At 50.3% G+C, this 16,254-nt stretch carries 14 protein-coding genes and 1 pseudogene; 3 read left to right on the plus strand and 12 right to left on the minus strand.

Annotated elements, in window-relative coordinates; translation table 11 throughout:
* Positions 1 to 414 precede the first annotated feature (414 nt).
* On the plus strand, positions 415 to 615 hold the full coding sequence (locus tag GF401_02280) for a hypothetical protein (GenBank protein MBD3343874.1): 201 nt from the start codon (positions 415 to 417) through the stop codon (positions 613 to 615).
* Here the strand turns inward: GF401_02280 and GF401_02285 are convergent.
* From GF401_02285 to GF401_02330, 10 genes and pseudogenes are all read right to left on the minus strand, one after another.
* Positions 608 to 1,036: a hypothetical protein gene (locus GF401_02285; protein MBD3343875.1), complete on the minus strand. Its 429-nt coding sequence runs from the start codon at positions 1,034 to 1,036 to the stop codon at positions 608 to 610. The two genes, GF401_02280 and GF401_02285, sit on opposite strands and share 8 nt — an antisense overlap.
* Before the next feature lie 73 nt (positions 1,037 to 1,109).
* Positions 1,110 to 1,349 (minus strand): cystathionine beta-lyase, encoded by a 240-nt coding sequence (locus GF401_02290; protein ID MBD3343876.1) that lies wholly within the window; start codon positions 1,347 to 1,349, stop codon positions 1,110 to 1,112.
* A complete protein-coding gene (locus tag GF401_02295) occupies positions 1,318 to 2,184 on the minus strand; it encodes an HD domain-containing protein (protein MBD3343877.1) in 867 nt (288 codons plus the stop codon). The genes GF401_02290 and GF401_02295 overlap by 32 nt, the downstream gene beginning before the upstream one ends.
* Before the next feature lie 196 nt (positions 2,185 to 2,380).
* Positions 2,381 to 4,135 (minus strand): annotated as a pseudogene (locus tag GF401_02300) (P-loop NTPase).
* Positions 4,132 to 4,413 carry a hypothetical protein gene (locus GF401_02305; GenBank protein MBD3343878.1) on the minus strand — a complete coding sequence of 94 codons (282 nt, stop codon included), beginning with the start codon at positions 4,411 to 4,413 and terminating at the stop codon, positions 4,132 to 4,134. Before GF401_02305 ends, GF401_02300 begins: the two are co-directional and overlap by 4 nt.
* A 30-nt stretch (positions 4,414 to 4,443) precedes the next feature.
* Entirely contained in the window at positions 4,444 to 5,157 is a 714-nt protein-coding gene (locus GF401_02310) for an MBL fold metallo-hydrolase (protein MBD3343879.1), read from the minus strand.
* An 80-nt stretch (positions 5,158 to 5,237) separates the two neighbouring features.
* On the minus strand, positions 5,238 to 5,609 hold the full coding sequence (locus tag GF401_02315; protein MBD3343880.1) for a hypothetical protein: 372 nt from the start codon (positions 5,607 to 5,609) through the stop codon (positions 5,238 to 5,240).
* Between the two features lie 39 nt (positions 5,610 to 5,648).
* On the minus strand, positions 5,649 to 5,834 hold the full coding sequence (locus GF401_02320; GenBank protein MBD3343881.1) for a hypothetical protein: 186 nt from the start codon (positions 5,832 to 5,834) through the stop codon (positions 5,649 to 5,651).
* Positions 5,835 to 5,881: 47 nt separating this feature from the next.
* Positions 5,882 to 6,310 carry a hypothetical protein gene (locus GF401_02325; protein ID MBD3343882.1) on the minus strand — a complete coding sequence of 143 codons (429 nt, stop codon included), beginning with the start codon at positions 6,308 to 6,310 and terminating at the stop codon, positions 5,882 to 5,884.
* A 279-nt stretch (positions 6,311 to 6,589) separates the two neighbouring features.
* Positions 6,590 to 7,288, minus strand: coding sequence for a helix-turn-helix domain-containing protein (locus tag GF401_02330; protein ID MBD3343883.1), 699 nt, complete (start codon positions 7,286 to 7,288; stop codon positions 6,590 to 6,592).
* Between the two features lie 161 nt (positions 7,289 to 7,449).
* On the opposite strand from GF401_02330, the gene GF401_02335 reads away from it, so the two are divergent.
* On the plus strand, positions 7,450 to 8,316 hold the full coding sequence (locus tag GF401_02335) for a hypothetical protein (GenBank protein MBD3343884.1): 867 nt from the start codon (positions 7,450 to 7,452) through the stop codon (positions 8,314 to 8,316).
* A 15-nt stretch (positions 8,317 to 8,331) separates the two neighbouring features.
* Positions 8,332 to 9,606, plus strand: a complete 1,275-nt coding sequence (locus GF401_02340) for a hypothetical protein (protein MBD3343885.1) — start codon at positions 8,332 to 8,334, stop codon at positions 9,604 to 9,606.
* An 18-nt stretch (positions 9,607 to 9,624) separates the two neighbouring features.
* On the opposite strand, the gene GF401_02345 is transcribed toward GF401_02340, so the two are convergent.
* Complete coding sequence (locus GF401_02345; GenBank protein ID MBD3343886.1) at positions 9,625 to 12,102, minus strand: hypothetical protein; 2,478 nt, start codon at positions 12,100 to 12,102, stop codon at positions 9,625 to 9,627.
* 246 nt (positions 12,103 to 12,348) lie between these two features.
* Positions 12,349 to 16,254 (minus strand): hypothetical protein (locus GF401_02350; protein ID MBD3343887.1); only part of this gene is annotated, 3,906 nt, incomplete at its 5' end.

A 16,254-nucleotide genomic window follows, 5' to 3' on the forward strand; every position in this document is an offset into this window, starting at 1 on the left:
AATAATTAAGCACCGTCGCAAACAGCTAAACTCAACTCCGGCAAAAGCCGCCGGTTTATGCGGTGTCTGAGAATTATAAGAAAAACAGAGCTTATTGTTGCCCCACTAAAATTACAGATTGTTTTAGTAGATAATTCTACTCCTAAGTATATTTTTAATTGTAACAGGTAGACGCTTTTCTAATTTCCGGTTTCATGGCGCCTGTATTCAGTCATTTCTGCTCCATGCTTCTTTTTCCAGAATCAAGCCATCATTCAATATATTCACGATTATCTTCTCTGATCATTACACTGTTAGTCTTTTTAGTGTTTTTGAGCTGTTCTTCATATCATTTGAGAGCAGGAAGTAGTTGTGAAAGAGCCCGCGAACAAAAAGGGTTAAGCGCTGTGGGCCGCGGGATTTTCGCTGCTTACTATGGGAACCGGCTGGGCGCGTGTAGAAGCACAGAAGCATTATCCCACCGATGTCCTCGTTGGAGCAGCACTCGGCAATTTCTGCGCCACCTTTGCTGCCGGTATTCTCTTTCCCCACTTGCCGGCGCCGCTTGAAGGGCTCGACATGCGGGTCGCGCCCGAACGGATAGAGTTCTCGCTGGTATTTCCACTCGCTAATTAACTTTATAAAACCGCGCCTGGGCCGTCACATGAGATCCACGGCCTGATTCCTGAGTAATCGCTGCCTTAACTTTATAGAGTTCTTTGTAACGTTCGGTAATGGAACAGCGGATACCGAGTTGTTGCTGTGATTTGACCGGTTTCCGGTACCGGATATTCATCCGGCCGGTGTAGCCGACAACCCCATGGCCCATCAGGCATTTGGCCATGGCCGAATCGATCAGCGCGGCGATCATACCACCATGCATCATGCCATCGTAACCCTGAAAGCTGTTGTAACAATAAAATGTACCGAGTAAATCACCATTATCGTTAAAGGATATTTCAAAATTATCTCCAACCGTCCCTTTTTTATCGTTGAACATACATTGTTGATGATGCTCGTTTTTCAGTCTGCAATAGGTAGTATAATAGCTGTTCATCAGTATCCTTTCTCCTGATTGTTTTACAATTTCGGGCCCGGAAATGTTGCACAACGGAGAAACACGATATCTGTTATACTTCTTTCAATGCCTGCTCGATATCTTTTGTCAAAACATCGGTTTGCTCGATACCGCAGGAAAGCCTCACCGTGTTTTTATTTACTCCAAACATTTCCCGACGTTCTTCGGGCATATACAGCATTGTCGTGAGATAGGGGATACAGATAAGCGATTCGGTGGAGCCGAGACTGACCGCATTTACAATAGGTGTAACCATCGGTTTATTGCCGTAGGGGGTCAGTGGGTCGGTCATTGCCGCACTTCCTTTCCAGATGGGCGTTCGTTATGGTGTATACTGTATCGGCCCGGCTCGACTTTGGCAGGGAGGCATGGATTTTTTCCAGATACTTTCTCCTCTTGATAATCCGAAAAGACCCGGGGAAATTGATATCGAAAACCCATCCCATTTGAAGTACCTTGAAATCGCTGAGTGATCTCATTTTTTCAACCCTGCCGATTCTGCCGTGAATAACATCATCATAAATGTCGGGCGATATTTCTGCGGTGTCGGGAAGGTCGAGTTCCAGCGCCCGGCTGCGGACAGTATTGTTACCGGCATAGTAATCGGTGACAACCTTCAGGATATCGATTTTATCGGCGTCACGGATAAGTTTGACAAAGAGAAGGCGCTCTTTGTTTGTATTATCGGGGATTTGGGCTCGATTGTGGCATGAAACCGCATTCACAACCAGGTTGGCGGCCTGAAGTGGGAGTCCCTTCAATAAATCGTTTTTGCGGATCTCATCAACCCCCAGAAGGGCATGGTTTTCCGATGCGCGATCAACGAATGTTTTATATCGGGCAAACTGTTTAAATCGCCCGATATCATGGAGACAGGCAATGATCTCGGCAAGATCAGAATTCTTTTTATCTAATCCGAGGTCATCGGCCAGCGTAAGAATTACTTTTGCCACCCTTTTGGTATGTTCTTCTTTGAGACGGACCGCTGCATTCATCTCCTCATCCCGAGAATAAAAGGTATGAATATATTTCGTAATCCGGGATTTTATTCGTGGAGCATGAGCAATACATTCCTTTTCCATACAATTACCCAAGTTTTTCCGAACCGCTGTATACTTCCTCGGCATCCAAAACAACTGCTGCAGTTCCCGGATATTTGGAATCCAGCCATTCTTTCATTGTATCGAAATGCCGGCCATTGCTATGGCGGGAGACCGGTCCTTTAATTTGATACGATTTCCGTTCGTTGGTTATAAACAGCAGTGAGGCCTTTGTTCCATTTATAATATTATTTCATGTCTTATTAAAATAATTATCAGCATTTTATTTGTTCAGGATCGACAGAACAGTGTTCCATACCCTTTTGATATCTTCGGCAACAGGGAGGTTGGTATATTCCACCACCGCGGCTTCAGCGATTTGGGCCTTGGTCACCATGGCATCGTATCTGATCGTCCCTGCGGCTGATAAACCTCGCTTCGTTGCGTCGGCAAGAATCCTTTCGGCGATCAACGGGTTGAGATCGAATTTATTGACACATACTACAGTCGGAATATTAAAATGGCGTGCAAGATCGGCAACCCGCTTAAGATCGTGTTCGCCCGACAAGGTCGGCTCGGTAACGATACAGATCAGGTCGGCGCCGGTAATCGACGCGATAACCGGACATCCTATACCCGGGGAGCCGTCGATAATAATCAGATCCCGCTTTTCATTTCGGGCAATTGATTTTGCCTTATTCCTTACCAGCGTAACGAGCTTTCCGGAGTTCTCTTCAGCAATACCCATCTTCGCATGAACCATGGGACCATACCGGGTGCTCGACAAAAACCAGTGGCCATTGACCACATCGGTGAAATCGATCGCCTTTTGGGGGCAGAACCAGGCGCAGACGCCGCACCCTTCACAGGCGACCGGATTTATTTCATACCGCCGCTTGTTCTGATTTGCCGCCGTGCTTTCCCGCACTGCATCATACCGGCATAATTTTATGCACGTACCACAGCCGGTGCATTTTTCCGGGACAATTGCGGCCCGCTTTCCGCCAATGAATTCATTCGTTTCATGAACCGATGGCGTGAGAATGCAGTGAAGGTCTGCGGCGTCGACGTCACAATCGGCCAGAACAGCGTTTTTTGCACAAGCGGCAAAGGAGGCCACGATGCTGGTTTTGCCTGTACCGCCTTTTCCGCTTATTATTACCAGTTCTTTCATATTTTGTCAAACTCCTGTTGTGCGCATATTTAAACAAATCGCTTTCCACAGCGATTCGAATGTCTTTTTCATCTCCGGCAATACAAGGCACGCCATTGTTCCCATTGAGTATGCTTCCGCTATCCTGCGGTCATCGGGTATTTCACCGATGATTTTTGCCCCCTGTTGGCGGCAATACTCCCGAGCCCGTATGTTATCCTCCTCATGACGGTTGACAACCACGCCGAATGGACGGTTCAGTTCCTTTACCATATCGACAGCAAGGCCAAGGTCGTTCAGCCCGAAGGGGGTTGGTTCGGTAACAAGGACGATATAATCGGCATCCTGGACCGCGGTTATTACCGGACAGGAGGTGCCGGGGGGGGCGTCAATAAGCGTAATACCGTTATCATCCGAATATTTTTTAACTTCCCTGATAAGCGGTGGACTCATGACAACGCCGACATCGAGTTTGCCGTGAAAAAAAGAAATACCCTTTGCATTGCCCGATTCAACCACACCGATACGGTTTCCCTTTTCGGTAATTGCTTTTTGCGGGCATACCCGTGCGCAGCCGCCGCATCCATGACAGAGTTCGGGGAAAACCATGGTTTTTTTTGCCAGACAGATAATCGCATTGTACTGGCATAGTTGTGCGCATAAACCGCATCCGGTGCACTTTGACTCGTCAATTTCGGGGACAGGAGTAGAAATCTGCCGTTCGAAATCAAAGTTTGGCTTTAAAAAGATATGACCATTCGGTTCTTCAACATCACAATCGATATAGGTTACCGGATTTTTGTTTTGTGAAAGGACCAGGGCGAGATTCGTGGCTACTGTGGTTTTACCGGTTCCGCCTTTTCCGCTTGCTATTGCTACTTTCATGATTTATTCTCGCTTACTACGGTATAATCGGCTTCAACGGCCGCTTTGTTACGGGCATTTTTGCGGTGGAAAAGCTTTTTCCTGAAAGTTTGAACTAATCCATTGGGATTCATAGCATCCCGTATAAGCGCACCGGCAACAGGTATAAGAGTACTGACAATCCCGGCCCGTCGCATGCTGAAACTACCGCGGGGAAAGAAAAATCTTTTGCACCATCCCCGTCTTCTTCCGGTCCCGGGTCCTGATCCGAGTGGTCCGGTTCCGTCTCTCTGCGGCATAGGGTACCTCCTGTAAATGTATGTGCGAAATTAAATCGTAATTGATTCGCCGACACGGAATGAAACATAATTGTCACCCCAGGCATCTTTGAATAACCGTTGGGCCTCATTCCCCGAACAATGGGTGGGACCAACTTTGCAGACACCGAGATCGTGTAACTCATTAATTATGCCGGTAATTTCATGTGTCTCTTTCTGCATACAATGAAATCCTCCGGCTGCAAGAGCAATTTCTTTTTGCTGAAATGAATCGGCGATGGTCCGTATCATGGTTGTGATTCCCGGATGGGCACAGCCGGTGACCACCGAAATACCGTCGTTGCCTTGAATTACCAATGCCTGCTCGGAAATCGGAGCATTTTTATAGGTCCCGATTATTTCGCCGGAGACAAAGATGTTTTCGGCTATGTGAGTGGAACCGGCCGGTTCTATGAGGTTTGTTCCGTATTTTCTCACGTTTTGTCTGAACCGGTCGCTAAATCCGGAACATCCGTAAACTGTACATGAGGGTTTCTTTTCCAGAAAACTCCCTAATCCGCCGGTATGGTCCCAGTGATCGTGTGATATGACCACAGAATCAATCGCATCGATATCAACATTCATCGCCTGCATATTGTGAAGAAGCCATTCGCCGTTTTCGCTGGCGTCGAATAAAACCGTTTCATTTATAAGAAAAGAAATCCCCCATCCGGTGCGATAATCGCTTTCCTGTGTGTCTTTATCAAAAAGGACTTTCATATTCATTCGATTTTTACCTTTATGTAATCAGAAGAAGCGAGTGGGCAGCCACCCGCTTTCTTCTGTGCCAACAACGAAAGGACTTTCTATTTTGTATCCGCCTCGAGTTCTGAAATACGTTTTTGTATGTCGGAGAGCGCATTCTGGAAATGCTCAGATTGCCCTTTAAGCATTTCCATTTCCTGCTCTTTTGTTGGCGTAGAGGGTTGAGCATAGGGTTGTGCTACAGGGTATCCCATGGGTGCTCGTTCCCGGCCGGTTAAGCCGGTTGCATAATACCGGTTACGTCGACCCCGACCGCCTCGACCAAAGCCGGCGCCGCGGCCGAAACCAAACCCGTATCCCCGGCCGCCGACCGGATTTGCATATCCCGGCGCCGAATATCCTGCGCAATATCCTGCTGCTCGTCCTGTCATCGGTCCCGTTCCTCCAGGACCGGTTCCATCTCCACCCGGCATAGTAGCCTCCTTTGTAAAATGGTTATATTAGCGTAACGTTTATTCTCGTGTCATCGGAATACCGCAGGTGGGGCAAACCTTTTGACTGCAGGGTTGTCCCCGCTGATGAGCTTCTTTGCGGCCGCACTGTGGACAGACGCACGTGCCGTCCGGTCCGGCTGCAAAGGGGCCTCGCATTCGTCCCCGGCCTTTACCTCGGGGACCGGTCGCATTTCCACCCGGCATACTGTACCTCCTTTGTTGATTCTCATTCTAAAGTGCATAAAGACGGTTCATTGCCTGAGCAGAGGATCTCTTCCGCCCCATCCTCGTCCTCTCCGCATTCTGCCGCAACGCCCAAGCCCCCATCCGCACCGGCCTTTCAGGCCCGATCCCGGAAGAAGGAACCGGGGCGTGTCCTGCAATTTTCCATTCAGCCAGGCATCCATCACCTGGTCGGTATCACCGGTTATGCCGGCAACAAGGGTTATTCCAGCATGCCAGATCATCGCTGCAAGAGGATTTGAAACAGCACCGCATATCAGTGTTTCGATTTGCATATCACGCATCGACCCCACTCGAATGGATGCCAGGGTGCAGGGAAGAGAAACAATTTCCTTGTGAATATTTGCACCATCGCAAACATCCGCCACCAAAAGCTTATCGGAAAAATCAAACACCGTTGCTATGCGTGACTCTTCAATTGAACATGCAATTTTCATTCGATTTCCTTCACTGATCCGGAATCTGTTCTGAATCGCAATGATTCCGATGATAAGATATGCAAATACCGTGCACAAAGGGATTTTTGCAAAATGCGCAAGGAAACAGAGGGGCTGGGGCTAAAGTGCGTTGCAATTTCACCACACCTGCACCATCATGATGGTGCAAAAATGCGCCCGGGTCCGCCCGGGCGGTGAGCACATCGGTGGGCTCCCTTGTCCTTATGCAGAAATCGGATGCCGGAAGGAAGGCGGCGTAACCATTACCGGCGGTCCAACTCAGCGCTTACCCTTCGCCTTTTTTTTTGGGTTTGACCTTTCTTTACTGATGATGATTCTGTAAATTGAATCAACATCGCCGGCATTGAGCAGTTTATCTCTGATCGTACGACGTTTCAGAAGTGAGCTGAGGTAGGCGAGCAGTCGTAAATATTGAGAATGCTGCTCTTTCCCTCCTGCAACCATAACAATAATCCGAATCGACTTGTCATCCAGTGATTCATAATCGGTGATATCATGGGTGCTGATCCCCACTGCGGCAACGAGGTTTGATACCGACTGCAACCGGACATGGGGGACAGCTACGCCCAGGCCGATCGCCGTACTCATCAGGTGTTCCCGGTGAAATATCTCCTGGGCAAGCTCATCTTTACCCGCGATCTCCTCCGCTGTCGATAAAACATCGATAAGCTCATTCAACGCATCAGCCTTGGTAATCGAATCGATAAAAAGTATGCGACTGGGCGAAAAGATTTTTTCGGTCTTAATTGAAGGCGGAATAACCGGTTTCCAGTTATGCACCAGTCGTTCATCCACCCATCGTTCGATTTCACTCCGTTTATACCGCCAGGAGGTACCGATTTTTCCGGAGGGTATTTTTCTGTTGAGTGTCCATTCATGCACGGTCCGCACCGATACTTTCAGGTACTCGGCGACCTCTTTCATGGTCATGATTTCATCACGGGGTGATGGGGCCATACAAAACCACACCTTTCAATAAATGCCCTCTATCAAAACATTATATATACGACAAAAATAAACATTTATGCATGCCAATGCAAAACCAAGTAATGGTTTGCACATATTTGCATGAATTTGCATAATATTTGTTGCATTTGCATAAATGCAATATTATTTTCATGGTGAAAATATCAGTCAGACCAGTTCAATGCCAGGCAAATAAGGAGCCTTTTATGGGACTCGAAAATGCGATAGGGGAAGAATGCATTGTTGTTCATCCTTCGGGCGGCGATAAGGAGCGTGCTCTCCGCCAGGTGGTCGAAGCCGCAAAACATTCTGAAGTGCTTCGTGACATCAATAATGAAGATATATATCAGCGGCTTCAAAGGCGCGAGGAACTTGGATCGACAGGGTTTGGGAATGGTATTGCAATACCTCACTGCACCTTTGAGTCTATCGATGAATTCGTGGTTGGTATAATCATAAGTTCCGAGGGCTTTGATTTTGCTTCGGTCGATGGGAAGCCGGTCCATATCCTTGTTTTTATCATCGGCCCGCGCTCCCGGCGAAACGAGCATATTCACCTTCTTTCAGGCATTTCACGGGCGCTTAATTCGGAGCATGCTGTTGAGGAACTGTTGCAATTGACCGATCCCGCCAAAATACGCAAAACGTTTATTCAACATTCGGAGCCCGAGACCGGAGGAATCAGAAAAATCGAATGGTCGATGGTTCAGGTTTTTGTTCAGGATGAAGGAAAATTCGAAGATATTCTTCAGGTCTTTTCCGAAATTGCAGAGTGCTCTATTTCTGTAGTCGAAGCCCGGGATGCCGGACAGTATCTGAATAATGTGCCGCTCTTTGCAGCCTTTCTTGATGATAAAGATCAGGGATATCACAGAATTATTAATGCGATTGTGCTGCGGTCGATGGTCAACGATACACTCCGTCGTCTTTCCGATCTGATTGGTGATTTACAAAAGTCGCCGGGGATTATGATTGCAGTTCAGGATCTGGTTTATTGCATTGGTTCACTTAATTTCTGAGGCGCCTGGATTCCCATGCATACATCATTAGAAATATACGGAATTTTAGCAGCAGGCGTCATTGTCATCACCGGCTTTTTCGCCGGCAAGGGGATTCAGCGGCTCAAGCTCCCGTCTATTATCGGATTTATGCTGGTCGGGGTCATTCTCGGCCCTTCGTTTCTGAATCTTGCCGATGAAAGTCTCCAGCGTTCCTTTTCCTTTATTACCGAGATCGCCCTTGCCTTTGTAGCAGTGAGTATCGGGTTGGAGCTGAGTGTTGGTGCCCTCAAGAAGCAGGGAATCGGGATTGTGGCAATTATCCTGGCAGAGTCTTTCGGTGCCTTTGTGCTGGTGACGGCAGTACTCTATGGGATTACCCGTGACTGGGCTGTTGCCTTATTGTTTGGCGCCATTGCTCCGGCCAGTGCACCGGCCGGTACCGTTGCGGTAATCAAGGAGTGCCGGGCCCGGGGGAGCTTGACCAAGGCGCTCTATGCGGTGGTCGGGTTCGATGACGGCCTGGGGATCGTCATCTTCGGTTTTGCCGCCGCGGTTGCCCGCATGATCCTGGAGCACGCAAACGGCACTGCCAATGGAATATCACCGTCCGCCTTTGCGCAGCCCCTGATCGAAATAATCCTGAGTATCGTGATCGGAGCAATCATGGCGCTGGTGTTCTGTATTCTTGCACGACGGCTCCGGAGTAACAACGACATATTCATTCTCGGTGTCGGATTTGTCTTTGCCCTGACGGGGATCTGTTCGCATTTCCATTGTTCGCTGATTCTCTCCAATATGGTCTTCGGCATGATGATCACCAACACGCAGCCGCACACCTTTACCACGCGGTTCGGCAATGAGATCTCCCGGTTCATGCCGCTGCTCTTTGTGCTTTTCTTTGCCCTTGCCGGAGCACATCTGCACCTGCACGCTCTTGGGCGACTGGGTCTTTTGGGACTGGTTTATATGGTGGCCCGGTCGGCCGGCTTGATTCTCGGTTCCCGCCTCGGCGCAACGGTAGGAAAGGTCGATGAAAAAATAAAAAAATATATCGGCCTCGGTATTTTATCGCAGGCGGGAGTGGCCATCGGCTTGTCGCTAATTGTCAAAAATGAGTTTGCCGGTCTGGGGCCTGTGGTCGCGACGGCGGGAGATCAGATCATCACCAGAGGAGATCAGATAGGAACAACGGTCATCACGACGATAACGGCAACCTGCATTGTATTTGAACTGATCGGCCCAATCCTTACCAGACATGCACTCTCGAAGGCAAAGGAAATTCAGATTGACTCCACGACCTCTCGCTGAATCGACATTGTCGGCATATCACTCGCTTATCTTCACGGTTAACTGCTTTGTCCCGATATTGCCGGCAATGTCTTCAGCGGTAATGGTATACACATTGGTTCCCCGGGGAACTGCAATGGTTCCGCTGAAGGTGAAATCCTTGTTGTCATCGAGCACAAGCCCCACACCGGGGCCTTCGATCCGGCAGTACTTGAATATCTCCGGTAAATAATCATCGATTTTAGCATCCAGCTCGATTTCAATATTCAGTTCCGACATGGTAACATTGCGCGGCATCGGCGGAAGATCATTAACGACATAGGGGTTTTCGAATGGCTCGATAATATCGATGAGCAAGGGACCGGGAAGATAATAGGTTTTTCCGTTCAGTACATTCGAGATATTGCCGGCCTTATCGACAGCCTTGATTGAATATTCGTTTTTCCCTTCTTCGAACGCGAACATCTCCTTGTCGCCACTTGACAAGACATATTCCTCCCGCGATCCGTTGTTTTCGGCCGTCACGGTAATCTGTTCGTCGGGGGTGCGGTCCAGTACCTGGAGTGAGTATTGCCCGATTCTGGTGGCCTGCTGACCATGCCCCTGCATGATAAGTGTCGGGACACTGGTGTTGATCTGTGGCGATTCGTCGTCAATTGTCACCTGCATCGTGACCATCTTTTCATCGATCCCGTCATCGGCAACAATTTCGAGGGTGTATTCCCCGATATCGGCTTCGGTAAGCGGTATCTCGTTCGATATAATCCCACTGGGAGATACCGTCGCGCGCCGTCCGTTAATCTCGACAATGACATCTCTTCCCGAACTCGTCTTGCCGTTGATTCGAATCACCCGCTGCCTGATTACCTGTCCATCGGTAGGAGAGTTGATTGCAAGCATCAATTCTTCGGTTTCCGGTTCGTAGGTCACGCCCCGTTCGATTGATACCTCTTCATTATCGAGACTTGCAACAATCTCCAAAGGGTAATCCTGGGGTTCGTCGGGTATGGGAATTCTGTAGGAGAACGCGCCGGAACCGTCGACGGGAACCCGCGCTCCGTTTACCTCGATTTTTGCTCCGGGAGTTGTAGTCCCCATAACAGGAATCATAGGTTTCTCAACGACATCGCCGTCCTTTGGTGATGCAACATTTAAAATTAATCCGGCATTCTTTTTATACGTTACCAGAAAGGTCCGTTCGGTAGCACCGCCCCAGTCATCCCAGGCTTTCACTGTAATCCGGTTCGGCCCGGGTTCAAGCTCAACACTGCTTGCGCCTTCAGTTCCATTAATCGAATAGCTCGCGCCTTCACTAATTTCGATTTCAACCGGCAATTCAGGAGAAATAACTTCCATATTCTCGACAATGTTCGAGACATTGAGAACAAGCGCCGGTTGATACCGGACCGTAATCTCCTTTGACCGGGCATCGTCATCTGATGTCGCCGTGATAGAAATCACATTGTTTCCAAGGTCAAGATCGACCATGGTGTTAAAACCGCCGCTGCCGTCAAGAGCGACCTCCTTGCCGTTGATTGTAACCACGGCGCCCTTTACTGCCGTTCCCTTGACTGAAAGTGGTGTTTCTTTAACCACCATGTTCTCCTGGGGTGAGAGAACATTCAGCAGCCCGGCCCGGCCTCCGGAGGTCGAGTCTTGGGCCTCACCCGTTTCTATGGTGTCAATAGTCGTTGTGTCCTGACCGGCCGTATCGATATCAGCCGAATCGGTGATAGCGGAATCGGTCCGGGTAGTATCGACCGCCAACGAATCAACATCTGATGTATCGGTGGAAGTCGAATCTGCCGTTGTATCGGTGATCGCTTCCAGCTCCGGAACGATTTCTTCGGCTTTCTGAGCGGCCTTGTCATCGACTTTTTCTATATTTACCTCGGAGCTGTTCTCTTTGATCACCGCTCTGGTCTTTGTTGAAACGGGTACCGCTTTTTGTGCTCCCCGTGCTTTGACCATGACCAGTCCTTCATAAACATCGATCGAGGTTTCTCCCTTTCCAACACTGATACCAAGTTTTGTTCCCCTAATCGATGCAACGGCGGTTGGCGTTTCAAAATCAAAGGTTGATTTTTTATTGGTCATTTTCTTTACATTGGCCCATATTTTACCGGTAGCAACTTTCACACTGGAATTGTTCGATTGTGCTTTCTGATCCATAAGGGCTTTGGACAGGGTTACCACGCTGTTTTCGCCGACCTTGATAATGGTCCCCGACTTGAACTGAAGCTCTGCGCTTGATTCAACATAGGTCCGAATGTCCCATCCCATTCTGACCGGCATTCCCACCCGTCCGGGACGCCATTTGGGTGCGCCCTTGGAACGGACCTCAACTTTTCCGATCATGCTCTTTATCCGCACCGCCTGGTGACCTGATTGCTGTGCATAGCCGCTCCCGTAAAACGTGGCAAGCAGTAAGAGTGTCAATAATGTCCATCGGTTACACAATCGTTTCATTGAAATCCTCCGTAACGCAGAAGGGTATAGGTAATGGTTTGTATTCATATCATTGTCCCAATTAAAAGGGGATGATTCCGGAAGGGCCTGGGCGGCCCTTGCACCCAGCTCGGAAAATGCTCTTGTGGGTAGCCCAACCCCCGGGCTTCGCCCGCCCCCATACTTGGGGGGAGGGGCTCAGAGATGAGCCTCACCATTCTTTCCTTTCTCTTCGTTGTCTCGAATCTTCTCCCCTTGTCATCCGTCATTCTTGTTGTCGTTTGTCGCTTTTTATTTCAACCTCAGCTTTATGCTCTACCTGATCATAGTCAATCGTTTAACATCTTTAAATTTCCCTGCTGTTATGGAACAGAAATAGGCGCCTGAGGCAACGATTCTTCCCGCATTACTCTTTCCGAACCAGGTAACTTTATAGTTTCCCGGTTTATGGTTCCGGTTGACCAGCGTACGGACTACCCGGCCCCGGGCGTCGAATATGCGTATCGATACATGATAGGCGTCGGTATTCATCATTCCGTTCTTATTCCACCGGTAAGGGATCGTATATTTCAAGTTGACAATAGGGTTGAACGGATTGGGATAGGGCGATGCCATGTTGAATTGCATGGGGAACCGTTCCAGAAAGTTTTTGTCCTGCGATGCAAAGACATTCAGGTATTCGGTTTCTTGGGCGCCGCCGAGTTCGATACTCTGCTTATCGGTGATTTGAAAACCCGAATCGGGGCGGACCACGAAAAGATAGACACCGGAGAGATTGTCGACTCCCCGCCAGTTAATCTTCACCGGTTCATCACCGGGAGCAATACCGATATGGAAAACATTCTCATCTCTCCAGAACCGCCGGATATCGCTGGCGTATTCGGTAATCGGCTGTTTCCAGTCTTCGTGGGAGAAGAACAGGTAACGGCGATTCCCCATGCTTGGCGGCTCCGGACGGTCGAGATGGTCGTGGCCATTGAATGCCTGTTCGCTGAATCCAAGGGTATTGTCGGCATCCCGTGACCGCATACCGGACAGCCCGACCTGAACCCGCCATTCGACTTTGCCGACATAGAAAGTCTTTGCCTTTTTCGCAAGCGATCGAGTGGTAAACGCCGGGGTGTTGTCGATAGTAAGGCGTTGCGATGAATCCGCAAGCATCCAGTAACCCTGCCAGGGTTCCAGGACATTCCCGGCTTCCACAAAGTCCTGTGTTGCAGGCTCCCATTTCCATAAGGTCGAGCCGTGGTCCCATCTTACCGGATAGGTATAGGGACAACCGATCTGGTTCCAACCGTATTTATCCTTGCTGATTAAGACAGTCAATGGAGTATCGACCGGCTCCGGCCTGGTAAGCGATGATACCACCGAACCGGAATCGTCGGTATATGTTCCGGCAAGTGAAACGTTCGATGGATTGACCGATTTCCGCCAGTAACCTTTACCCGCCTCAACCGAGGCGATCTCCTTTGAAGGTTTATAATAGTTGTAGATATCACGGGGCATCGATGATTCATCCCAGGTTGCGAGGTAGCCGCCGGCTTTGATACTGTCGGCATTATAGCCTGCTGAGGGGATACTGATCATGTGCCATCCGGTGGTATCGTAGAAACGGTGACTGGTTGCTCCTGTTACGGTAAAAGTCTCCCCTACCGGTGTGGAATCGATCAGGTTGTCGGAATCGACGGCGTAGGATGAGAATACATAGTTGCCGTCATATAAGGGATAATACTCATAAGTACCCGAGACATTTTTCTTGGGCATAACTTCTGTGGAATCATTCAAAGAAACCATGCTTGTCACAAAGGTGAAAACCGAATCGTAGTCGTCTTTTGCCGTAACGGTAAATCGAGCCGCACCATATTTCACTGCTTTTGATTGCAGTACCGTCGTGGGCGGGTCGTTTCTGTCGATGACTGTTACGACAAAGGTGTCGAGGGCAATGCCGCCGCGGACATCAGAACATTTCACGACAACGGTATTTTTACCGACATCTTCGTCCCCCGGGGTCCAGGAGAGTGTTGCGGCATTAATTGTCAATGTCGAGGGGCCGCCTGCTATACCGAAGGTTATTTCATCGGCATTGGGATCGTGGGCCGAGAGTGAGTGGTTCCAGATATCGTCTTCATACACCGAGGTATCGGGAGACGCCACAAGTATTGGCGGAATGTTTTTGATTTCCACGCTGTCGTGGTTCCAGGCCGACCTGTTTCCGGCAGCGTCTTCGAGAACCGTTGCAAAATACCAGTATCCGGGCGCCGAGGTATTGGGGACAATAAAGGTCGTGTCGGTATACTCCCGGATAAAGCCGCTTGTGAGGTCGGTCACTTTCGAACCTGCGTTCCAGGCAATATATATCCGGTCGGCGTCGCCGAGGAGAGTAGAGTCGGTGGTGAGGGTGCATGCGATTGCGCTGTCACCGACAGTGGCAAGCGAGACGTTCAGCTTATTGACCGGTGCAATGCAGTCGCCGAGGGTAACCGTATCGGCGGCGCCCGGCGACCAGTTGCCGTCGGTATCGCGGACAAAAACAGCCAGATAGAGTTGCGCGCCGTTGGTCGGGCTTACCGCCGGTTCGGCCGTCGTGCTCGAAACGTCGACAGTGGTAATAATCTCTCCGGCGCCGGGGGCGGTGGGTGCTGCGGTCAGGGATGCACACACCTGCGTGCTCTCGGCATCATTACTCGATGACGGTATCCAGGAGACAGTGACGGATGAACAGCTTGACGCCGTGGTGGTGAGACCGGTTGCCGGCTCAGGCCGGATGTTGATGTTGTACTGTGCCGTGGAGATATAGCTTGCCGCCAGGCCCGGTTTGAATGCCTTCGCTTTCAGGGTTGTTGAACCGTCAACGGTGACAGGGCCTTCATAGAGGGTCGATGACTCGTCGGGATCGGTGCCGTCGGTGGTATAGTAGATCGATGTCTCTGTTGTAACACAGGTGATTTCGACGGTGATTGCCGAATCATAGGTCCCTTCCGGCATGCTGAATACCGGCATGGCAACACCGGTCCCTGCTGAAAAAATCGAGAAGTGCTTGATATACAGGGTAATAGTTTTATTGATCGAATCGACTTCCGATTCTATGCCCTCCCACTGCAGGAGCGAATCGTTGTACCAGTAGCCGTGCAGAGCCGATGGCGCCGTACCGGTCGAGGCGAGTTGTGCCGAATCGTAGCTTACGTTCATGACCAGGGGTGAATTGAAATGGAGTCCGTCGGGCGACAAATCGAACGCCTTGTCGATCATCTGTCCTTCGAGATGACCGGGAACATCGGCGGGAGCGATGTATTCGACCCCGATTGTTACCGATGAAGTGCAGGCGTCCGCGGGTACCGAAAGACTGTCTCCTTTATCGAGGACAATTTTCGATGCTGTTCCGGGGGTTTGTGCAAACTGTTGAGTAACCGAATAGCTTTGTGAAGCGATTGGGCTGTTTGCCAGACCTTGTTTAACGGCCAGGGCCTTGATTGTGGCGCTCGACTTTAATGTTACGGCGCCATTGTAAAGCGTCGATGATATGTTCGGCTCGGAACCGTCGGTAGTATAGTAGATCGATGCGCCGGTGGTATCGCAGGCGATCGTAACCACCACCGAGTCGGGGTAGTTCCCGGCGATCGGCGAGATGTCGGGTGTTGCGGTGATACCTGCAAATTCACTGGTGACTGCCGAATCCTGCGCACCGGTGCTTGCGGTGCTCCACAGTCCCGACGAATCCTTTACAAAAAGTCCGATACGGCAGGTGGTGGAGTTTGTAAGCCCGGTGATGGTGTCCACCCGTACGGTCGTGGTTACTCGCGACCACCCGGTCCCGTCGGTGGGCCCCGAAGGAAAGGAGCCGTCGGTGCGGTACCGGACCATCACGGATTCGGCGTCGGTCGACGCCGAGGGGGTCCAGGCAAGAGCGATTGAACCGCTGTCGACAACCGTTGCGCTCAGTGCGGTGACATTCTGCGGTGCGGTCAGATCGGGGATCTTTACCGAGTCCCGGGCGTCGGTAGCGGCAACCGACCAGTTGCCGGCGGAATCCCGCACAAAGGCGGCAAAGCGGTATTCCTGTTTTTCGGCCAGTCCGGTTACCGTATCACCCGTTTCCCCGTGGGCAAGCGTTGTCGCCTCGGCGCCGTCGGTTGATGAGACGGGAAAAGACCCGTCGGTGCGGTAGCGGACCGTCACGGATTCGGCGTCGGCGTCAATCGAAGCCGTCCAGCTCAGACCGAC

The sequence above is a fragment of the Chitinivibrionales bacterium genome (assembly GCA_014728215.1).
Classification (GTDB): domain Bacteria; phylum Fibrobacterota; class Chitinivibrionia; order Chitinivibrionales; family WJKA01; genus WJKA01.